The organism is Candidatus Hydrogenedentota bacterium (assembly GCA_035416745.1).
GTDB lineage: Bacteria > Hydrogenedentota > Hydrogenedentia > Hydrogenedentales > SLHB01 > UBA2224.
This window is the reverse complement of record DAOLNV010000005.1, coordinates 48,013-70,762: the sequence shown is the minus strand read 5'-3', so window position 1 is coordinate 70,762 and position 22,750 is coordinate 48,013. Positions and strand designations below refer to the sequence as shown.

15 protein-coding genes are annotated in these 22,750 nt (G+C 60.1%); all 15 read left to right on the top strand.

Translation table 11 applies throughout. From position 1 onward, the window contains the following. The first annotated feature begins 56 nt into the window (after positions 1–56). Positions 57–2,972: a VWA domain-containing protein gene (locus PLJ71_03425; protein ID HQM47709.1), complete on the top strand. Its 2,916-nt coding sequence runs from the start codon at positions 57–59 to the stop codon at positions 2,970–2,972. Next, the gene (locus PLJ71_03420) at positions 2,972–3,970 is read left to right on the top strand and encodes a MoxR family ATPase (GenBank protein ID HQM47708.1); all 999 of its coding nucleotides are present in this window, start codon (positions 2,972–2,974) and stop codon (positions 3,968–3,970) included. The genes PLJ71_03425 and PLJ71_03420 overlap by 1 nt, the downstream gene beginning before the upstream one ends. 4 nt (positions 3,971–3,974) lie before the next feature. Continuing rightward, positions 3,975–4,877, top strand: coding sequence for a DUF58 domain-containing protein (locus PLJ71_03415; GenBank protein HQM47707.1), 903 nt, complete (start codon positions 3,975–3,977; stop codon positions 4,875–4,877). After that, positions 4,874–6,817 (top strand): BatA domain-containing protein, encoded by a 1,944-nt coding sequence (locus PLJ71_03410; GenBank protein HQM47706.1) that lies wholly within the window; start codon positions 4,874–4,876, stop codon positions 6,815–6,817. Before PLJ71_03415 ends, PLJ71_03410 begins: the two co-directional genes overlap by 4 nt. After that, positions 6,814–9,420: a hypothetical protein gene (locus PLJ71_03405; protein HQM47705.1), complete on the top strand. Its 2,607-nt coding sequence runs from the start codon at positions 6,814–6,816 to the stop codon at positions 9,418–9,420. Before PLJ71_03410 ends, PLJ71_03405 begins: the two co-directional genes overlap by 4 nt. Further along, entirely contained in the window at positions 9,417–10,340 is a 924-nt protein-coding gene (locus PLJ71_03400) for an ABC transporter ATP-binding protein (GenBank protein ID HQM47704.1), read from the top strand. The genes PLJ71_03405 and PLJ71_03400 overlap by 4 nt, the downstream gene beginning before the upstream one ends. Positions 10,341–10,343: 3 nt before the next feature. Next, positions 10,344–12,044, top strand: coding sequence for an ABC transporter permease subunit (locus tag PLJ71_03395; protein ID HQM47703.1), 1,701 nt, complete (start codon positions 10,344–10,346; stop codon positions 12,042–12,044). A 54-nt stretch (positions 12,045–12,098) separates the two neighbouring features. Continuing rightward, positions 12,099–13,937 carry an ABC transporter permease subunit gene (locus PLJ71_03390; protein HQM47702.1) on the top strand — a complete coding sequence of 613 codons (1,839 nt, stop codon included), beginning with the start codon at positions 12,099–12,101 and terminating at the stop codon, positions 13,935–13,937. A 23-nt stretch (positions 13,938–13,960) separates the two neighbouring features. After that, complete coding sequence (locus tag PLJ71_03385) at positions 13,961–15,694, top strand: hypothetical protein (protein HQM47701.1); 1,734 nt, start codon at positions 13,961–13,963, stop codon at positions 15,692–15,694. After that, positions 15,691–17,406: an ABC transporter permease subunit gene (locus PLJ71_03380; protein HQM47700.1), complete on the top strand. Its 1,716-nt coding sequence runs from the start codon at positions 15,691–15,693 to the stop codon at positions 17,404–17,406. The genes PLJ71_03385 and PLJ71_03380 overlap by 4 nt, the downstream gene beginning before the upstream one ends. A 16-nt stretch (positions 17,407–17,422) precedes the next feature. After that, on the top strand, positions 17,423–18,442 hold the full coding sequence (locus tag PLJ71_03375; GenBank protein ID HQM47699.1) for an extracellular solute-binding protein: 1,020 nt from the start codon (positions 17,423–17,425) through the stop codon (positions 18,440–18,442). After that, positions 18,442–20,043, top strand: coding sequence for a hypothetical protein (locus PLJ71_03370; protein ID HQM47698.1), 1,602 nt, complete (start codon positions 18,442–18,444; stop codon positions 20,041–20,043). Before PLJ71_03375 ends, PLJ71_03370 begins: the two co-directional genes overlap by 1 nt. Further along, on the top strand, positions 20,030–20,695 hold the full coding sequence (locus PLJ71_03365; protein HQM47697.1) for an ATP-binding cassette domain-containing protein: 666 nt from the start codon (positions 20,030–20,032) through the stop codon (positions 20,693–20,695). The genes PLJ71_03370 and PLJ71_03365 overlap by 14 nt, the downstream gene beginning before the upstream one ends. A gap of 127 nt (positions 20,696–20,822) precedes the next feature. After that, the gene (locus tag PLJ71_03360; GenBank protein ID HQM47696.1) at positions 20,823–21,434 is read left to right on the top strand and encodes an IMP cyclohydrolase; all 612 of its coding nucleotides are present in this window, start codon (positions 20,823–20,825) and stop codon (positions 21,432–21,434) included. A gap of 22 nt (positions 21,435–21,456) precedes the next feature. Next, positions 21,457–22,737, top strand: a complete 1,281-nt coding sequence (purD, locus tag PLJ71_03355; protein HQM47695.1) for a phosphoribosylamine--glycine ligase — start codon at positions 21,457–21,459, stop codon at positions 22,735–22,737. The last annotated feature ends 13 nt before the right edge of the window (positions 22,738–22,750 follow it).

Below are 22,750 nucleotides of genomic sequence, written 5' to 3'. Positions count from 1 at the left end.
AAGGCAACCAATACCTTCATGCGAGAAACGGCCAACCACCGGAAGGGGGAGCAGCAGTGGATGTAACCCCCCGGTTCATATTCCCGTGGGTATTGGTCCTGCTCGTTCTGGTGCCGTGGACCGCGTGGATAGCCTTGCGAATGCGGTCGCTGTCTCGAACGCGAAAATGGATTGCGCTCACGCTTCGCTGTCTGATCCTGACTGCGTTGATCGCGGCCCTTGCGGGGGCAGAACTGGTTCGTACCAACGACAAACTGGCGGTGTTCTTTCTGCTCGACCAATCCAACAGCATCGTCGAGGAATTCCGCCAGGCGGCCGTGGATGCCGTCAAACAGACCTGTGAGACCTTCATGGGGCAAAATGACGAAGCGGGCGTCATTGTGTTCGGAGAACAACCGAGCATCGAGCACAAGATCGAGGCGCGCCTTCGCCTGGAACAAGTGCGCTCGTATGTCGGAGGAGAGCAGACCGACATCGCCGCGGCGGTGCGCCTTGCCATGGCCGCTTTCCCACAGGGCCACATGAAGCGAATGGTCCTGTACACGGACGGCAACGAGACTGTCGGCGCCGCGTTGGAAGAGATAAAACTCGCGCGGGCGGCGGGCATCGAAGTGAATGTCGCGCCGCTCGAGACGGGGGAATCCCCGGAAGTGCGGGTCCGTGAGGTAAACGTTCCATCCCGCGTGAACACCGAAGAACCGTTCAAGTTGCAGGTGATTGTCGAGTCGGACCAAGACTGCGATGCAATCCTGCGCGTGTACCAGCGCGTCCAGCAGGGAAAACGGTTGCTGCAGTCCGCGGACGTGACCTTGCAGCAGGGCGATAACGCTTTCCTGTTGCCCCAGGAATTGAATCAGCAAGGGTTTTACGAATACGAAGCGACGATCGAATCCGCCGCCGACACCGTGAATGCTAACAATGTCGGGCGCGCGTTCACGGTCATCCAGGGAGAGCCTCGAGTCTTGTATCTCGAGGCAGATCCTGAGCACAGCACGCGGCTGGGACAAGCTCTTGTTGCCGAGGGGCTGCACGTCGTGACCGCGGACCTGGGGAGTTTCCCGACCTCTCTGGCGGGGTTCCAGGATTTCGACGTGGTGATACTCTCGAATGTAAGCAGCACAGACCTGACCACCGAGCAAATCCGATCGCTGGAAGCCATGGTGCGCGACCTCGGAATCGGGCTCGTGATGATTGGAGGACCGGACAGTTTCGGCGCCGGGGGGTACTACGACAGTGCGGTCGAGCGCGCGCTGCCGGTCAACATGGACATCAAAGAACGGAAGGTCATGCCGCGCGGGGCCCTGGTGTTGATCATGCACACCTGCGAGATTCCGGAGGGCAATGCCTGGGCACGAGAGATCGGCATCGCCTCGCTGAACGTCTTGGCCTCACAAGACCTCATGGGAACCCTGGCCTATAAATGGGACGGAACGGACGACTGGCTTTTTCCCCTGCAACCCGTGGGCGACAAGCGGCGTATGCAGGCGGCGCTCACCAATCCGCAAATAGGCGATATGCCTGCCACGGGACCGGGCCTCCAAATGGCGTACGACGCGCTGGTTGTGGCCGACGCCGCGGCAAAACGCGTGGTTATCATCTCGGATGGCGATGCCCAGCAGCCTCCGCGCGCGCTGCTCAAGAATCTGGCGGACGCCAAGATTACCGTGAGCACGGTCTGCATCAGTCCGCACAGCTTGAGCGACCAACAGTCGCTGCAAGTGGTTGCCCAAGCCACGGGCGGCGAGTATTACCTGGTGCAGAATCCAACCAACCTCCCTCAGATTTTCACCAAGGAGGCCGCCACCGTGAAACGCGGCCTCCTCGTCGAGAAAGAGTTCGTCCCCCAAGCCCAATACGCCTCGGAAATTCTCCGGGGCGTGCTGGATAACGGATTGCCGCCGTTGCGCGGATATGTGGTGACCGTCCCCAAAGAGAACGCGTCGGTGCCGCTGGTTTCCGATGAGGCCGACCCTATCCTGGCGCATTGGCGGTACGGGCTGGGCAAGTCGGTGGCGTTTACCTCCGACGTGACAACGCGCTGGGCCCCCAACTGGATGCAGTGGGAGGAGTTCAACCGTTTCTGGGCGCAAGCGGTGCGCTGGGCGACACGGGACACCGCTCCGACAACGTTCCAGGTCAATGTGCGCGCAGAGGGGGGATGGGGGCATGTCCGGATCGACGCCGTAGACGAGCAAGGGCGTTTCGTCAACTTCCTGAGGCCTCGAGGGGCGGTCACTGGGCCCGGTCCGGATTTCAGCCACAGCGAGATCAACCTGGCCCAAACTGGTCCTGGCATCTACGAAGGCATGTTCCCCGTCGATGAACATGGGGTGTACATGGTAAACCTGGTGTATACCAGACAAGACGGCAGCCAGGGGATGCTGCCTGCCGGGCTGGCACTCGGGTATTCCCCCGAGTACGAATACCACACCTCCAACATGCCGCTCCTGGAAGAAATGGCAGCCGAAGGCGGCGGAAACCTCGTGTCTCCGGGCGACAATCCGTTTCTTCACAATCTGGAAGCGTCAGCAACGATCACGCCCGTCTGGCACTATCTTGTGGCGTTCGCGGTTTGCCTGTTTCCTGTCGAGATCTTCGTGCGGCGGGTCGTGGTCGATTTTCTGGCGCCGCTCGCATGGCTGGCCGCCCTATTGCGGCGGGTTCCCGGCATCCGGCGCATGGTGCCCGCGCAGGGAACGCGTCTGCGCCCGCTTACCGGCGCCTATGGCGCCATGAGACAAGTCTCGAAGACATTCGTCTATTCCGTGGAAGGAACCGGCGTGCTGGACAATGTCCCTGCGGTCCGGGAACGGCTGGAAGCCGCTGCGGCAGCCCAGGTCAGCGCCGCGGAAAAGGCGGGACAACAACGCGGAAGCACCGAATATACCGCGCAACTACTGGCAGCGAAAGATCGCGCTCTCGACAAACGGGCGCGGAAATCGCGGTCCGATGAGACCGGGGAGAACAAATGATGAGCAATCCAGAGATGGCGGCAGCACAGTTTCGCGACGATTTTCAGCGGCTGCACGACGAGATCGCCAAAGTCATCGTGGGCAGCGAACACGTGATAGACGGCGTATTGACCTGCCTGTTCGCGGGGGGGCACTGCCTCCTTGAGGGTGTGCCCGGACTGGGGAAGACGCTCCTTGTCAGAACCTTGAGCCAGTCCCTCAGCCTGCAGTTCTCACGCATTCAGTTCACCCCCGACCTGATGCCGGCCGACATTATCGGCACCAACATCGTCGTTGAAGACGAGGCCGGCAACCGGGAATTCCGGTTCCGGCAGGGGCCTATCTTCGCCAACATCGTCCTCGCGGATGAGATAAACCGGGCAACCCCCAAGACACAGTCAGCGCTTCTCGAGGCGATGCAGGAGCACACGGTTTCCGTCGCGCGCACGAGTCATCGTCTCGAGGAACCGTTCTTCGTGATGGCAACCCAAAACCCAATCGAGATGGAGGGCACCTACACGCTTCCTGAGGCTCAGTTGGACCGGTTCTTCTTCAAACTGCTGGTGACATTCCCGACGGGCGATGACCTGGGGATGATCCTGGACCGTACAACACAGCGCGAGATGCCTCATGGAGAAAGGGTGATGGACGCGGCGCGCCTGACGGGGTGGGCCGGCCTTGTCCGCGATGTTCCGGTGGCGCCTCAGATAACTTCTTACGTCGTGCGCCTGGTTACCGCAACCCATCCCGAGAGCCCCGATGCGCCCGAGATCGTCAAGCAGTATGTGCGGTACGGGTCAAGTCCCCGCGGCGCGCAGGCGCTATTGTTGGCAGGGAAAGTCAACGCCCTCCGGGCGGGGCGATTCAATGTGAGTTTCAGCGATATACAGAAGACCGCCCACTCGTCCTTGCGACATCGCATACTGCTGAATTTCGAAGCCGAGGCAGACGGCGTATCGCCGGACCAGCTCGTGGATACCCTCTTGAAAGCCGTAGACACTAAAGCAAAGGTAGCCTGAGACCGTGGCAGACGGAGCCAAGACCGAATCGAAGGCGCTTCTAGACGCTGAATTCGTGCGCCGGCTCGAGCGTCTCGCCATTGCCGCGAAACGCGTCCAGCTCGGGCGGGCCAAAGGGGAGCGGAAGAGCAAGCGCAAAGGAAGCAGCGTCGAGTTCGCCGACTACCGTGACTATGTACAAGGCGACGACCTGCGGCATGTTGACTGGAACATTTACGGACGCCTCGACGCCCTCTACCTCAAGCTGTTCCAGGAGCAGGAGGACCTGACCGTCCACATCCTCATCGACGCCAGCCAGTCGATGGCCTATGGCCAGCCCGCCAAGATCGAGTTCTCCGCGAAACTCGCCGCGGCCATTGGATACGTGGGCTTGATAGGCTATGACCGGGTGTCGGTCGAGGCTTTTGCGGGTCCTCGCCGCCAAATCCTGCGCCCTGTCCGGGGAAAAGGGAACGCCAGCCGTCTTTTCTCGTTTCTGAGCGGACTCTCCGTGGGGGGTGAAACGGAACTGGAAGACTCGTGCAAGTCCTACGTGCTCCGGCACCGCGCCAAGGGCGTGGCTATCCTGCTATCCGACTTCTTCGACCCGGAGGGGTTCGAGGGGGCGCTGCGGCGGCTCCTCCAGTCCGCGTGCGACGTGTACGCGGTCCATGTCCTCGCGCGCCAGGAGATCGAGCCGGACGTGACGGGCGATCTCAAGCTGCTCGACTCTGAAACAAACGCATACACCGAGATATCGGTCAGCCCCGCCCTGCTGAAGCGGTACCGGCAGAATGTTGATGGCTTCTGCGACACCATCCGGCGGCACTGCCTCGCACGGGACATCGGCTACATGTTTGCGCCTTCGGATACGCCTCTGGACAAGCTTCTCCTCGAGGTTTTCCGGCGCGGAGGGATGCTCCGATGACTGGCCAGAGCAGCACGTTTTCGGCGTTCATGCAAGGTTTGTTCATCACCCCCGCGTTCCTGTGGTTTCTTGCCGCGATCCCGGTAATCATCATTCTGTATCTTCTCAAACTGCGCCGCACGGAAGTGGTCATCTCGAGCACCTTGTTATGGCTGAGAAGCCTCCAGGATCTGACCGCGAACGCCCCCTTTCAGCGTTTGCGCAAGAATCTCCTCTTGCTGCTGCAGATACTCATTGCGCTGGCCTTGGGGCTGGCCTTGGCGCGGCCCTATATGCGCGCTGAGATGCTGCCCGGCCAGTACATCTGCCTTCTAATCGACCGGTCGGCGAGCATGCAAACGCTGGAGAAGGAGGGCACGCGCCTCGACCTTGCCAAACAGAGCGCCCTGAGACTCGTCAACGAAATGCGCTGGGGCGACAGAATGATGATAGTCACCTTCGGCGAAACCGCCGATGTGCTCGTCGAGTTGACCGAGGACCGGGTCCGCCTGCGCGAGGTTATCGAATCCATACAGCCCACGGACGAAAGCACGAAGATGCGCGACGCCTTCTTCGTAGCACAATCCCTGCGTCAGACAAATACCGCCTTGAGCGCGATCGTTCTGACCGATGGCAACGTTTCCGACTTGGCGGAAATCCTCCCCCGAACAGCCGGCGGACTCGCTGCCGCCACCGACGAGGAACTTGCCCGGGAAGCCCAGATGCCCGAACTGATCTTCGTCCAAGTGGGTGAAACGCGAGACAACGCCGGTATCGTCCGCCTGAGCATGCGTAAGCCGTCCGAGGGCGAGGGAGAACAGCAAACCTTCGCCCTGGTCCACAATGAAAGCGCAACCGGCCTCCAGACGACGTTGACCCTCTATTTCAATAGCGAAATGGTGGGAGTTTCCGAGGTTAACGCCGCCCCAGGAGAGGATGCGGAGGTGCTGTTCGGTCACGCGGACCTCGGGGAAGGTCTGCTCCGCGCGGTGCTCGATACGGAAGATGCCCTGGCGGTCGATAACGAGGCGTGGCTATCGGTCCGCCCTGCGGCCAAACTCCGGGTTCTGCTGGTCAGCGAGCCGAAGGGGACGAGCACCTTCTTCCTGCAGCGGGTCTTTGCCCTCGATCCCCGTGTCGACCTCGAAACCGTGGCTCCCGCGAATTATTTCACCTCACAGGAGTATGATCTCATAGTGTTCAACGGATTTGCGCCGCCGGAACTGCCGAGAGGAAGCCTGCTGTTCTTCAATGCTGTTCCACCTGTCGAGGGCATCGAGGTGCTCGGCGAGCTGGAGAATCCACCCGTGATTGCCTCGGATGCGGACCATCCCGTGATGCGATACCTGAATCCCTCCAATGTAGGGATAGCCAAAGCCACCCGCCTCGGGCTCCCCGCGGGCGCGCGCACGCTTGCCTCCACGAACGGCGGCCCGTTGATTGCCGACGTATCACGGGGAGGACAGCAGATCCTGGTGGTTCCGTTTAATCTCGAGGATTCCGATTGGCCCCTGAACCTTTCCTTTCCTCTCTTCGTACAGAATGTATTGAGCTGGACGCCGCGTGCGGCCCTGTCCGAAACCCGGACAACCCGCGCGGGGCGGCCATTGTCCTTGCCGCCCGAGCCGCTGGCTACAAGCGCAACGGTGGTTCTGCCGGACGGCGGCGAATTCGAGGTACGGCTGGATGCAATGCGTCCGACCTACTTCGCCAGAACCCATGAAACCGGCCCCTACCGGGTCCGTATCGGAGAACAGGAGATGACCTACGCCGTAAACCTGCTCGATCCGGTCGAAACGGCCATCGCGCCGGCGGAGGCACTCGAAATCGGCCGCGGCAGAGTTGAGGCACAGAAAGGTAACGTTAGCGTAAACCGTGAGTTCTGGCGATGGCTGGTTGCCGCCGGGATCGCGATCCTGGTCCTCGAATGGTGGGTGTACAGCAGGAGAGCATGGGTGTGAGAAACGTACTGTTACTACTGGCGATTCTCTTTCTCGCGGCAAGCACCGGGGTTCCCGCGCGGGCCCAGGAACCCCCGGTGCAGGAAATCGCCATCGAGATTTCCACGAACTTCTTGACCGCGTACCGGGACGGCACATGGGTCCCCGTCGACGTCATCGTGCGGAACACCAAGAAGGACATCACGGGCGAATTGGCCATCCAGCTGTCATCGGCAGGCACACCCCAGGCGCCGGTATACCGCGTGCCGGTGGACAGTCCCCGCGGCTCGACCAAACGGTTTCGGCTGTACTGTTTTTTTGAAACAACAAGCGATATCTCCGCCATGCTGTACGACAACGGCCGGCCTGCTATCCGTTTTCCCTTCAAAGTCCAGCTGCCTACCCCGATCATGCAGGAGGACTTCCTGCACCTGGTGCTCGATATGAACCCCGACGAGGGGTATGCGTTCCTGCACAGGGCCGTCAACCTCCAGGGCGAAAACGTCCGCGCGGTCCGGGAATCCCTGCGGCCGTCTGAGATGGATGCGCTGCCGGACTACCCTCAGTGCTATGAACCCTACGATGCCGTCATGATTGGCAACCTGGACCCAACCCGCATAGCGGTTCCCCAGCGCGAGCTTCTTCTGCGGTTTGTTCAACGGGGCGGCACGCTCATCATCAACACGGGCGCCAACGCCCCAGTACTGCGTGGAACCTGGCTCGAGGAAGCCTCGGGTGTTGCGTTCACGACGGACATCGCCCTGAAGGAAACCGACCTTGCCATGGCCGTATTCGGTCCCTCCGGGGCTCAGGATGCCCGGCCGGACTGGGAATGCGTCTTCACCGAGCTCACCCCTCGTGACCCGGAAACCCAGACTTTCGGCGCGGACCGCATATTGGCCACCCGGCGTCCGTTGGGACAAGGGCAGATTGTCACGCTCGCGGTGGATGTCGACAGCAAATCCCTCCAACGTTGCCCGGCATACATCGAGTTCTGGTCAAAACTCTGTACCAGGAGGCGGGCGGTCGCGGACCCGTTCTTCCGCGAGGCGGCCTGGGAATTCACGCAGATGATCCCGCAAACCGCGGGAATACGGGTGCATCCCCGGTCTTCGGTAGTGATGTATCTCGCGGTGTACTTCGGCCTTGCCATCGTCGCGAACTGGGTTGTGTGGAGTATTCTCAAGCGGCGCGAGATGGCGTGGGTCTGTCTTGTGTTCTTCAGCATCGGTTTCACGCTGTACGCGATGATCGTTGGCACGGCGGGGCGCGCCAAAGCCAATGAAATGCGCGAGGTCCAGATACTGCAGGTCCCTCAGCAGGGCGGCATGTCGCGGCTGCACACCGTGACCGGCATCCTGACCGCCCGCACACTGCGGTTCGCCATGAACGTGAACCAGGAGAATATGCTCATATCCGACCTCGGCGCCATGCCGGCCCTAGGCATGGTCCGGGGGCCGCAGGGCGGCTCGAGCGGACGCCGCCCGTTCCAATTCACGCTGGGTTCGCCAGGACGTATCGAGGATTTCGTGGTGGGCGCGAGCGAGGTACGCTCGTTTGAGGGAGACGCCTTTCTCCAGCTCCCGGGAGGCTTCCAAGGGGAACTCGTGCTTGACGGCGAGGGTCTCCGGGGCGCCTTGAAAAACGAGACCGGTTTCATTCTCGAGAACCCCTGTCTGCTGCTCGACGGGGCGCTTATCCCGCTGAAAACAGACATTCGCGGAGCCTTCGACGTGAACATCGATTACAACCAGTTGCAGCAGAAGGCCAACGAGCAGACGGTAGCTCAATACTTCCCCGGGATCATCGAGAATCCCCATGTTAATCTCCCGTACTCGGGGCTTCCCGCAAGCTTCGTGGGGCCGTTGCTGACCGGCTCTCAGGCCTGGCAAGGCTCTTATTACGGAGGACAATACGCGGGCGGCAATGTCTCGTGGCTCCTGGGCCCCTGTATCTGCGGATGGGCACAGGGCGCAATCACGCCGTGCATCCAAAGCGAGCGGGAATTCCGAAAGCAAAGCGCCTCCCGTTTCGTGATGGCTGACGTCCGCGTGAAACGCGCCGAGGCGTCCGCGGCGCGCTGGGTGCAGTTGAATGCCAGCACGCAGTATCAACAAGGGTTCTTCTCGCAGCCGCAGAGTTTCAGTCTCTCCGGGCCGGTCCCCATAACCGTCTACGTCCCCGCTTCAGTTCCCATATTCACCGTGCAGGAACTCGAAGTGGACATTTACTCCGATGATGTCGGCGGCTTTACCATGTGCGTGCCGGCGCCTTTCCAGGACAGCGCCGCTGTTCTTAAGCTCGTTTCATCTGATAAGACCGATTTCATGGGTAGACGGATGTTCAAGAATGTCTACGCCGTTCAGAATTGGCAAAAGGACTTACAGATGAACTCCCGCCGGGCAACCGCGGTAAACGATCCCCGGTATGGGGTTCCTCTCTATTTCAACTTGGAACTGAAACCTGTGCCAGGCCCTGAGAACATGAACGAGCAGGAACGGCGCGCCTATATGCTTAACGCCCAAAACGAGATGAATAACAACTATCGTTCGGTCTACGTAACCGGACGCGCGAAAATAGAATTCATGGACCAGCAAGGGAGAGAGGGAATTCCATGGCGATAATCGAGACGCAGAAGCTTACCAAACGGTACGGGCGGGAAGAAGCCCTTAAGAACCTGGACCTCGTCGTCGAACAAGGGGACATTTACGGGTTCATCGGCCCGAACGGCGCGGGCAAGACCACCACATTGCGCATCCTGTCGACCCTCCTCGCGCCCACCTTCGGGAAAGCGTTCGTGGACGGGTTCGACGTCATGAAACACCCGTACCAGGTCAAGACGATTCTCGGGTTCATGCCCGACTCGTTCGGGGTCTACGACGGCATGCGGCTGATCGAGTACCTCGACTTCTTCGGCGCTGCATACAAGATCCCCAAAAAGAAACGGCGCTCGATCATCGACGACGTCCTCCAGCTCACCGATCTCACGAGCAAAGCGGACGATTTCGTCAGCACGTTCTCGCGCGGCATGAAGCAGCGGTGCTGTCTTGCCAAGACCTTGCTCCACGACCCGAAGGTGCTGTTGCTCGATGAGCCGGCCAGCGGCCTGGACCCCCGTGCCCGTATCGAAATGCGCGAGCTGCTCAAGACGCTGCGCAAGATGGGCAAGACCGTCGTGATCTCCTCGCACATCCTCTCCGAGTTGGGCGACATGTGCAACCGTATCGGCATCCTCGAACACGGGGTCCTCATCAAACAGGGAAAGTATCCGGACATCCTGGACGAGATACGGCAGACGCGCGAGATACGGCTGGTGGTGCTCGAGGGCGCCGACAAGGCCCGCAAAGTACTCGAAGAGACTACCGGTGTCCTCAATATCGACAGTTCCGGGCGCGAGTTTCAATTCGAAACCAACCTCTCCTACGACTCGCTTGCGGATCTGCACCAGCAGCTCATGGGGGTCGGCGCCAAGATCGTCTTCTTCGAAGAGGTGAAAGGCACGCTGGAAGATGTATTCCTGAAGGTCACCCAGGGGGGCCTGTGATACGTGACGGAAGTGGCGACAGAACAAGTCCATGCTTCTGAGGCCGCCAAGCCGGTCCGGCCCAGGAGATCTCTGGCTGAACTGCTGACCTTCCCATCGCTGGCGATCGTAAAGCGCGAAACGCTGTCGTACATGCGCCAGCGGCGAACGACCGTCTGGCTGGCGCTGGTGGTGGCGGCGGGCATGCTCTGGGTCCTGAGCGCCTGGCCGAAAGCAGGCGTCATGATCAGCCAGCAGGCGGGTTCACTCGACGGGCGCAACGAAAGCCGCACCGTGTTTTTCGGCACCGGCACGGTCTTCCTGCTGGGATGCATGTTCCTGTTGCCGCCCGTGGCGGCCGGCGCTATCGCCTCGGAGCGCCAACAGGACACACTGGCCCAGCTTTCGGTCACGTTGATCCGCCCCACAACGCTTCTTCTGGCCAAGGTGGCCAACACGCTTGGCTTCTTTGCAATGCTGCTCCTGGCGTACATCCCCATTTTCGGCACACTTTTCTTTCTCCCTGGGGTCGACGCGGTCGAGTTCGTCTTTGTCGTGATCATCCTGTTCTCGACGGCGCTGGGTTGCGCCGGACTGGGCATTCTCGCTTCCAGCATGGTGTCCAACACAACGGGAGCTACCGTGATTGCCTATATCGCCGTCGTTCTGTTCCAGTGTTCGCCCTATGTCGTTATTGAAGGTCTGCGCCGGGCGGGCGCATCCGAAAATACTGCTGTGGTGGCTGTCTTGACCCTGTACGAGATTTTCCTGTTTGCAATCTGCTTGCTGATCGCGCGCGCAATGCTGCGGTTCTATGTGCACAAACCGGTCCGTGTGCAGCAGGAGCGGGTTATCGACAACCCGGCCCTGTTACGGATGCGCCGGAGCACGTATCCGTTTTATCTGGTGGACCCCCTTCGCCGGAAGAAACCTATTGGCGACCACGTGAATCCCATTTTCATCCGGGAGCTCTTCTGGGGGCTCACGCGCAACCTCACGAACCTCATCCGCATCACCTATATTTCGCTCTGCCTGTTTGTGCTCGGGGCGGTCACAGCGGGAATCTTCCATGGATGGTATTGGGACACCCGCCAGTGGATGACTTTCGAGATCGGCGTCATCCTGGTGCTCATTCCCCCGTTTGTGGCAGGCGCCTTTGCCAAGGAACAAGAGGTGGGCAACCTCGACATGCTGAGGATGACTCTCATACCACCCCGCAAGATCATCGCGGGCAAAACCCTCGGCGCAGCGGCCAGCGTCCTATGTGTATGCACGGCCGCTCTCGTATCCTGCCTCATGCTTCTGTGGGTCGACCCCAAATCCGTGACCATAGCGCTGCAAGGGTTTGTATCTCTGCTCGTTTCGGCATTTTATGCCCTCTCGTGGACAATCCTGGTCTCGGTGTTATGCAGGAAGACCGTGACGGCCATCCTCATTGCATATGGCGTCATAGCCGGTTCTCTTGTTGGAATACCCCTTGCGGCGGGCAGATTGCTTTCGTGGCAGTATTTTCACGACTTTATCTATCCCGCGGCCCTGAGCCTGCAATTGCGGCGTACCATCGTGACCTTCCTGTCGCCGTGGACGGGGTATGGCATGGGAACAGACTCTTCATCACGCTCCTTCTTCTGGGCTTTGAACTGCATTGTTTTCACGGGAATATCGATATTGCTCCTGGTACTGGCCACGTCGTTCTTCCGTAAACGGCGATTGCAGGATGTGTGAGGCATGGCCCTCCGAGCTCGGCAGCTACAATCCAAAGCTCTGGGCCGCGTACGCATGAGACTCTTCTTTCCATCATGGGTTATCGTGAAGCGCGAACTCCTGACGTCCCTCCGGCGCCGCCGCTCGCTGCTCTATGTTCTCATAACGGTGCTGCCGTGCATGGCGCTCATCTATACATCCTGGCCGGAAAGGGGGCTGGACCTGATCCACGGGCGAGCTGAGGCAGCGGCCATGACGCAGGAATTCCTGGGATGGTATGCGGTAACCCTGCTCGGAATATGCGCACTACTGACCCCCGCGTTTGCCGCTGCATCAGTTTCCCATGAGCGGGACATGGATACTCTCGATCTTCTTCGCACCACGATGATTTCCCGCACGGGCATCATCCTCGCGAAACTGGCAAGCGCGGCCGGCCTCTTTATGTTGGTGGCTATCGCGTCGGCAGCGGTCGCGGCCAGCCTCTTTTTCGCGACAGGGCTGGATTGGCTGCAACTGCTCTTCATCGGCGTGACCGTCCTTCTTACGACCTTGACATGGGCGCTGATAGGTCTTGCTTGCGCGAGCCGGTTGCGCAACTTCATCATCGCCCTGGCCTTGACCTACCTTATCGTGTTCGTTCTATCAGGCTTGCCGGAAGTGATCCTGGCGAACATTCTGGGCAATTGGCCCGGCGTTACCAACACTCCCTTTCAACAACACATCTATTGGCTGTTTCCGCCCGTGGTGATTGTGGGTATCGTGACCGGCCAGTTCACCTGGGACAAATACTGCGTTTTCCTTTTCGGGCAAGCCTGTCTGGCCTGCCTGGCCCCATTCTGGGCCGCACGGGCCATCGGACGCGAGCGCGAAGACCGGAAACGGCATCTCGGTAAGCCCATAGACGACGCGGCGGTGCTGGCCGCCAGAAGACGGCGCTTCCCCTACTACCTGCTCGACCCCCTGCGCCGCGGCGAACCCATCGGCGACCACGCGAACCCTATGCGCGTCAAGGAACTCCGGTGGGGATTGCTGGGCATGCAAACGCGCATGATCCGCGCCATGTACGCCACCATGGCGGTGTTTATGGTACTCGGGATTATCGCATACGGCCCCGATGGGGTCTACATGTGGTTCTTGCTGGCCATGGGATTTCTTGCCATCGCCGCTCCGCCCTTTCTGATGCCGGCCTTCTCGCACGACCTCCAACAGAGCGTTCTGGACGGATTACGGAGCACGCTGCTCCGGCCCCGCCAGATCATCCTGGGGAAATTCGCTGCCGGACTGGCCGCCATGCTGCCCTTGATGCTCGGAATCTTTGCCGCGAGCCTGATTCTGCTTGGCGCCAACCTCTTTTTTGGAGAGCGCGTGGGCAATTTCTTTACCGGATACGCCAGCCTGGCGATGTGTGCCGTTCTTATCGTTTCCCTCTGCCTCCTGATCGCTCAATTCACCAGGAAGACCGCGACGGCGTTCGCAATGGCCTACCTGGCCATTATCCTCCTCTTCGGGGGCCTGTGGTTTGGAGGGTTATACGCCACCAAATGGACGCTGGACGCAACCATGCCGCCCCGGACTTTGAACCAAGCGCCAGGCTGGGAAATGCCAAACAGCTATTACGAGACGCTGGAATTCCATGCCCAGGCGTGGCAGTTTCTCTCTCCGGTGGGCGCCTACGGGGGAATAGCCGGCAACACGTACTATGTTGAGCAGCCGCCGTACCGGTTGCGCAGTCTGCCAGAAACACGGGCATTCGGGCGGAATTCCCCGCTCTGGGGTTACGAATCGTATGTGTGGCAGCTGCCGCACCCTCTGCTCATGTGGTCTGCGAGTATGGTTGGCTTCGCGCTCCTTGCGTCCGCGTTCATACTAATATCCGTCTGCCGGTATTCGAAAGTGGGCCTGCGCGACCCATAATCGAAAGAAGAGAGGAGTATGCTGTGATTCTTCCGTTTACAAGCATTGTACGGCACGAATTGGTGCGCCGTCTGCGGGGCGTGCGTCCTTTTCTGCTAGTGGTTTTTGCCGTATGCGTGGCAAGCATGTTTGTTATTTCCGCCTGGCCGTGGGACGCGGCGTTCTTCTTCACGATGGGCGGGGAATCGTCCCAGATCATTCTCATAACATCTCTTGTCGTCTGGTGTTTTGCGGCGGTGCTCGTGCTGCCCGCATATGGGGGCGCATCGATCGTGCTCGAACGCCAACAGGAGACCTTCGACCAGGTGTTCCTGACGCTTATCACGCCAACCGGTATCATCCTGGGCAAACTTCTGAACACCTTGGGCATGTATCTCCTAATCATGGTTTCTATGCTGCCCCTTGTCGCGACGTTGTACTTCCTCGTGGGCATTGAATTGGGCGCCTTTTTCGTGTCGGTGGCCATTCTGCTTTCGGTAGCCTACTCAGTCACATGCATCAGCCTGCTCTGTTCGGTGCTCTCTCGAAATGTGCAGCGGGCACTGGTCCGTTCCCTCTTCTTTTCGGGGGCGGCTATCGGGGGGATGTTCCTGGTGGCTGTGTACATCTACCTTATATTGTCGGCTTTCTATGGCGTTGACCCTTCGAAATACATCTCGAATCCGGAGGTATACGTCTATATTTTCGTTCCTTTCGCTTCGGCAGTGAGCTACGCGTTCCAGCCGTATATGATTTCTGCGGGCGAATGGCTAGGCGCTATTGCCGTGCAACTGGTCATCGGCACGGTTTGCCTGGTGTTCGCCGCGAACGTGGTCCGCCGGATCGCCTTGTTGCCGCTCCAAAAAGCTCATGTTCCCCTGTTGAAACGCTTGTCAGGTCCGCGCGCCGGAAGAGGCAAACCCGCCAAACCGCTCCCCGACGGAGTCAACCCAATCTATGCCCGGGAAGTACTCTGGGAGGGATTCGCCCGGACAGGGCGCCGCCTCCGGACGCTATTTCTGGCGTTGCTGGTCGAGGGAGGCATGCTGCTTGCGCTTCTCTTAGCAGGCCACGAGTACAGCGGCGAGATGATGGCCATTCTCTGGTCAGGGTTGCTCCTGGCGGCCGTGGGAATCTCAGCACCGATGGCCACGGCCAGCAGCGTCACGCGCGAAGGTGAACTGGGCAACCTCGACATGCTTCGCATGACCCTTCTCCGGCCATACCAGGTCATTCTTGGCAAGACCCTGGCCGGGCTGCGCGGCTTGTCGCCCCTCTTCATCGCTGCCGTGCTGTTGTTTCCGCTGGTACTCTATGGGGAACGCCAAGAGATGGGCGAAGCGATTGGCGTGTGCCTGGTTTCCTTCGGCTCGGCATGTGTGTTTGCCCTTGTGGGAACCAGCCTGGGGATCCTCGCGTCGGCGTTGAGCAAGCGCACCACCGTGGCCGTCATGATCGCATACATCTTCAACGCCTGCGCGTATTTCATGGTCTACCTCTTCGTCGGAGGTGTCATTAACATGTTCGCGCTGTTCTGGTCGTGGTTTGCGGGACGGGGGCAAGAGGCGCTGTTGCTCTTTAACAAGTTCGACGATATTCTCATGCTGTCTTCGCCCATGCTCGGCTATTTCAAGAATGCTTCCGAGCACTTTCACCGGAATGAATTCATCACGCCCTATTGGCTCACGAACGTGTTCATCTGCACCTCGTACAGCCTGCTTGCGCTCTGGGCGGCCATCGCCGTGTTCCGGCTCAAATGGGCGAAGGGGCAACAATGATGTTTCCCAGCACCGCCATTATCCGGCGCGACCTGTTGAGGGCGGCCCGCCAGAAACGAACCTTCCTCTGGGTTCTGGTGCTGGTAGGGATGACATCGTTTTTCGTGATCGCGTACTGGCCCAGGCAATCCTATTACTTTCTCGGTGGAGGCCGCGTCTCTCAAAACATCATTATCCCGTCAATGATGACGTGGATGTTCGCGGTCATGATCCTGGTCACGCCGTACGGAGCAACAGCCATCGTCCTCGAGCGCCAGCGAGAGACGTTCGACCTTCTGCGGACCACCCGCATCCGGCCTCTGGGTTTCGTGTTTGCCCAGCTCCTCAGCGTCGTGTCCCTTCAATTGGTTCTGCTTCTCACAACCCTCCCCGTTGTCGCGTCGATCTACTTTCTTGTGGGCCTTGAACTGCGAAACCTCATAATTGGGGTCGGAATGGTGCTGGTTACAATGGTCTCATGCGCAGTGATGGGGCTCTACGCTTCCTCGAAGTCGCAATCGGTTCTGACCGCGTTCGTCCGGGCATACCTCTATGCGTTCACGGTCATGGGAGGGCCGGTACTTGTCGGCGTCGTACTTGTCGAAGTCCTGAATCTCTACCGTATCGGCAGCCGCTTCGAGGAAGTGCTTGCCGCTGCAAGCCCGCCGTTCGCGGGGATAGCGGCCTCGATCGGCGAGGTCCAACCGGAATCCGTCGTTGTATGCGCCATCATTCAATGTGTGGTGATTCTTTTCGGTCTGGCACTCGTATACAGAAACGTCCTTCGCCCTGACACCGGGGCGAGCCCGTGGTGGGAAATCCTGGCCTCGGACCTGATACGCCCTTTCCGCCGAGCGCGAGACCACGGGCGTCTCTACTCGGGAAAGCGGGCAGGGATCAGCGACTATGCGAACCCCGTTTACGTCAAAGATACCCATTTTGTGGGCAGGGGCCACCGTTCGCTTCTGCTCGGCATGAACCTGCTCCTTCTCGCTGTGGCCGCCCTGATCGGGATTCCCGCGTTCTTCGTGGCGCTCACAAGCAATAACGTCAACCGGGAGGAAGCCCTGGTGACCTGGGTGGTCTTCATGTGGTTCGCTCTGGGCATCCTGGCGCCCCTCACGACCGCCACGTCCATCGCAAACGAGCATGAACTGGGAAACCTCGACATGCTCCGCGTAACCCGTCTTCGCGGCAGAGACGTGGTCCTCGGGAAGTTCCTGGCAGGATGCCGCTTGCTGGTGTCCGCCGTTATCGTTCTTGCCGTGGGCTCCCTTCTGCTTGCCCCCCTGGATTCGATTCCCCGCATGCAGGGAGGACTTGTCACTGGCTTCTTCTCGGCCTGTTTGGCGGGGCTGATGGGAGTCAGCATGGGGATTCTGGCGTCGTCTTTCGCGAGAACGTCGACCCGCGCCGTGATATGGGCCTATATCCTGACGGCGTGGATGCTGATCCTGATGTTCCTCTATGAGCTGATATCGTACGAGCTTCTCAGCGAAATGAACATGGCGCCAGGCCGGGGGCATCCCTTCACGGAAGCCGCATTCGAAACGACCATGTTCTTGTCTCCGCCACTGGCTTACATCCGCAATTGGGACGAGCACAGTCCGCCTGACACTTTGGTCACGGCGTATTGGCTGGCGCATGCGGCATTCCAGATACTGCTGAACAGCTTGATCGTATGGGCCGCTTGCATCAAGATGACATCACGGTGGCGCCCAAGCGAATACTAGGCCATAGGAGAATGATGTGAACGCACGCGCAAGGACATGGACTCTGGCGGCAGCACTCTCGCTCTCATGCCTGGCAGGGTGCGGGGGAGAGGACAAACCAGTCGTCGTGGTATATACGGCGCTCGACGAAATGTTCTCGCGGCCAATCCTGGCCAAGTTCGAGGAACAGACCGGGCTGGAGGTCTTGCCCGTATACGATACTGAGGCAAGCAAGACTACCGGCCTCGTCATGCGCATAATCAACGAGGCAAACCGTCCCCGCGCTGACGTGTTCTGGAACAACGAGCTCGCCCAGACCATCGTGCTCAAGCATAAAGGCCTCCTTGAAGCTTATGCCTCTCCCGCCGCCGAGGCGATCCCCGAACGATACAAAGACCCGGAGCATTTCTGGACCGGGTTCGCGGCGCGGGCCCGGGTTATCATCTACAACACCGATTTGGTGCAGGAACCGCCGGCGTCGATCATGGCTTACCTCGATCCGAAGTGGAAGGGGAGAGCGGCTATCGCGAAACCCCTGTTCGGCACCACAGCCACCCACGCGGCGGCCTTGTTCACTCTATGGGGCGAGGAGAAGGCCCAGAAATTCTTCCAGGGTCTGCTGGCGAATGACGTGGCCGTGCTGGCGGGCAATGCCACCGTGCGCGATATGGTGGCCAGCGGTGCGTACGCCTGGGGCCTCACCGACACCGATGACGCCAACGGCGCAATCGAAGACGGTCTTCCCGCCAAATGGCGTTTCCCGGACCAGGAGGACGGCGGTTTGGGCACCCTGGTCATTCCGAATACCGTTGCCGTGGTTAAGAATGCGCCCCATCCCGAAGCCGCGAGGAAACTGATAGATTACCTGCTGAGCCCCGAGGTCGAGCGGGTGCTGGCCGAAGTGCGCGGCATGCAGATCCCCTTGAACCCGGCCGTGGAAGCCCCGCAAAACGTGCCAAAACTGTCCGAAATCCGTACCATGAACGTGGATTTCAGCGCCGTGGCAGCAAACATGGAAGCCACGGCGACATTCATCCGCAAGGAATTCCTGAGATAATGGCAAGCCGCTGCATGTGCCGTAGGGTCTTTGTGGGCTCGACACTGCTGGTCTTTGCCGTCGTGTGCGTAGCGCCCCTGATTGCGTTAGCGTGGCGAGCGGTCCGCGACAGCGAAGGATTCTCCCTGGATGCGTACGGAGAGGTTCTCTCGGAACCCCGGCAATGGATGTTGTTGGCAAACAGTCTTCTCATAAGTCTGGGAACTGCCTTTGCGTCTCTGTTCCTGGGGGGAGGCGCGGCACTGGCTCTCCAGTATTGCCCCCGTTTCTTGCGCGAGGTATTGGCCGTATTGCTCTGCCTTCCACTCCTGATGCCGCCATACGTGTTTGCGGTGGCCTGGATTGACGCCATGACTCGGCTGGGCCTCCTGACGCCCCAATTCATCGCGGAGACCGTGATTTCACACTCTTTCGGCATACCCAGCGTGATCGCCATTGCCGCGCTATCGTACTATCCCATTGTCCTCCTGTTCACAGGCGTTGCCTTGCGGCGTTTTGACCGCCGGATGCTAGAGTCCGCCCGGTTAATTGCGGACCCGTTGCAGGCGTTCTTTGCCGTGCGGCTGCCGCTGTGCGCACCGTGGGTGTTTACGGGGGCGGGTTTTGTGTTTCTCCTTGCCCTCACGGGTTTCTCGGTGCCGGCTCTGTTTCAGGTGAACGTGTATCCGGTCGAGATCTTCACCGAGCTGAGCGCGTTTCAGGAAGTGGGACGGGCTGTCGCCCACATGCTCCCGCTGCTTCTGACCGGAGGGATTGTGGTCTGGGCTTGGGGCGCATGGGCGCGGCCCCGCCAGCAATGGCTGCTCCCCCCGGACATGCCGGTAGGCAGAATGCCGCCGGGCTGGAGACGGGCTGGCCTCGCCACGGCGTACTGCGTTGTGATTATCGCGCTCGCGCTGGCTGCCCCCTTGACCGTCCTGGTTGTTCGGACGGGAAACGTTACGCAGTTGCGGGCAGCCTGGGAAAACGCGCAAACGGAGATCCGAACCAGCCTGGCGATCTCCGGGCTCGCCGCAACGCTTCTTACGGCGCTCGGATTCGCGATGGCCTATGTCGCCCACGGCAGCAACCGGGCATCGAGGTTTTTTCAACTGAGCGTGGTTCCGTTCCTCATCACTGGCCCGCTCCTCGGAACAGGACTGATTGCCCTGTGGAACCACGCGGGGCCGCCCTTAATCGTATTCGAAACGCTCCTCGTACTCGTTCTGGCCTGTGCCGCAAAATACCTCTACTTTGCGTACCAGGGGGAGAAGATCGCGTTGGAGGAGTTGCATCCGCGCCCGTTGGAGGCGGCAAGAGTCCATGATGTAAGCTGGGTCAGACGGGGGACAGGCGTTGTGGCCCCGCTGACGGCCCCCGCTCTCGCGGCGATTTGGGGGTTGGCTTTCATCTTCTCGCTGCGCGAGCTCGAAGCCTCAGCAATGGTTGCCCCGCCGGGGATTACTCCGTTATCCATCCGGATCCACTCGCTCATGCACTACGGTCCCAGCGCGGCGGTCTCCGCGCTGAGCCTGATGATGGTAGGATTGCTGCTGGCCGCCGGTTGCGGCACAGTGGTTGTGTATGTTGCATGCAGGCGGTTTTTTCATGCCTATCATTAGATTCTCGAACGTGTCGAAGGGCTATCACGGCACGCGTGTGCTGCAAGGGATTACCCTTACGCTGCGGCCGGGCGAAGGGCTGTGCCTGTTCGGTCCCGTCGGAGTCGGGAAAACGACCCTTTTGCGTCTCGTCGCGGGCCTGGAAAAGCCGGACGAGGGCGTCATAACCATCGACGATGTGCCGGCAACGGAGGGCGACCTCCACACCCGGGGCATCGGCATGGTGTTTCAAGATTTCGCCCTGTGGCCGCACATGTCGGCCGAGAAACACCTCCACTTCGTGTTGCGGGCGCAGGAAATCCCCCGCGAACAGCGCCTCGACCGGGTCGAACGCATGCTCACCTTCAGCGGTCTTGCCGAAAAACGGCGCGCGAAACCGTCCGCGCTCTCGGGGGGGCAGCAGCAGCGTCTGAGTCTGGCCAGAGCGCTGATCGTGCATCCGCGCCTCCTGCTTCTTGATGAGCCCTTCGCGCATCTCGATGATATGACGCGGCACCATTTCATGGAAGAGATTGTGCGGCGGCGGGCCACTCAGCATATCAGCGTCGTGATGACAACGCACCAGCGCAAAGAAGCGTTGCCGATGGTGGACAAAATCATGCACTTGGGGGAGGGAACCTGCGAAATCGAGACCGTCCGGCCGGATCTTTGACCAGACCATGATGCTTCGTGTACAAGATCCTTCATTTTGGATGAAATGTGAAGTAGTATAGCGCCCCCCTGTGAGCCAAGGCGGCAAACCGGACAGGGCTGCCCGGGAATGGGAAGGAGTGCTGTTCATGACACCCATAAAGCGAGCCATCATCAGTTGCCACGACAAGACAGGTTTGGTGGAGCTGGTTCGTTTGCTGACCGAGTTTAACGTGGAGATTGTCAGCACCGCAGGTACCTTGCATGCCCTCGAAGAAGCTGGCCTCCACCCCATAAACATGGCCGACTTCACCGGCGTCGAAGAAATGATGGACGGGCGGGTGAAATCCCTCCATGCCAAGATACACGCGGGCTTGCTGGGGATTCGCGACAATAAATTGCATGCCGAGCAGCTTCAGGCTCATGGCTACGAATGGATCGACCTTGTGGCTGTCAACCTCCGCCCGCTCGAGTCCCTCATCAGGCAACCCGGGGTTACGCCCGAAGAGGTCATTGAGCAAATCGACATCGGCGGCATGTCCATGATCCGGTCGGCAGCCAAGAATTTCCGATACGTGGGCGTGCTGGTCAATCCGGAGCGCTACACAAGGGTCATGCACGAACTGCGCGCTCTCGGAGGCGCCTTAACGTTCGAGACGCGGCACCGCCTCGCCCAGGAAGCGTTCGCATGTGCCGCGCGATACGACCAGATGGTTGCGGACTACCTCAAGGGCGCGGAATCGGCTTGGATCCGCGAATAGCGTCTCGTAAGGAGAAAGAACGGTGAAGGTATTGGTCGTGGGAAGCGGAGGACGTGAACACGCTCTCACCTGGAAACTTGCCCAGAGTCCGAGGGTCGAAGAAGTGCTCTGCGCTCCGGGCAATCCCGGAATGGCCGCGATTGGGCGTTGCGTCGGCATAGGCGTCAATGAGTTCGATAAACTCGCCGCACTCGCTAAACACGAAAGGGTAGGACTGGCGGTTATCGGCCCGGAAGACCCGCTGTCCAGGGGGCTCGTCGACCATCTGACCGCGGAGGGCATCAAGGCGTTCGGACCAACGGCTTCCGCGGCCCGGCTGGAAGCGAGCAAGAGTTTCGCCAAGCACATCATGAGCCGCTGCGGGATCCCCACCGCCGAATCCGCCGAATTCACCGACTCTGCCGGCGCCATCGCGTACGTCCGCAGGAAGGGCGCCCCCGTTGTCATCAAAGCCGACGGATTGGCTGCAGGCAAGGGCGTCACCGTGGCCCACGACATCGATACCGCAATCAGCGCGATAAAAGCCGCCATGGAGGACAAAGCCTTCGGAGACGCCGGCGCCCGCGTCCTCATCGAAGAATGCCTGTTCGGCGAAGAGGCTTCGATTCTAGCATTCTCGGATGGGAGAACGGTGGTCCCCATGGCTTCAAGCCAGGACCATAAGGCAGTGTTCGATGGCGATAAGGGCCCCAATACCGGAGGAATGGGAGCTTACTCGCCCGCGCCTGTGGTTACCGATGCGCTGTTTGAAGAGATTACCCGCACAATTCTCGAACCGTGCGTCCTGGGCATGGCAAGAGCCGGCGCGCCGTACACCGGAGTGCTCTATGCCGGGTTGATGATTACTCGGGACGGCCCCAAGGTCATCGAGTTCAACTGCCGGTTCGGAGACCCGGAAGTCCAAGTTGTCCTTCCCCGGATGAAGAACGACCTGCTGCCGGTCCTGCTGGCATGCTGCGATGGCACGCTGGGCCGCGTCTCACTCGAATGGGAGGAGGGGGCCTGCGTCACGGTGGTGATGGCCTCGGGGGGATACCCCGGCCCATATGAAAAAGGCAAGGTCATCGAGGGGGTTTCCGACGCCGAGAAGGAAACCGGCGCGGTGGTCTTTCACGCAGGCACAGGCATTGCAAACGGCGCTCTGGTCACCAACGGCGGCAGGGTCCTTAACGTGACTGCAAAAGGCTCCGATATTCCCCGGGCGATCGCAAACGCATACGCCGCCGTAAGCAAGATCCGGTTCGACAACGCCCACTACCGCACGGATATCGGCAAAAAGGCCCTGACACATTTGAGTATCTGAGAAGACGGCTCCA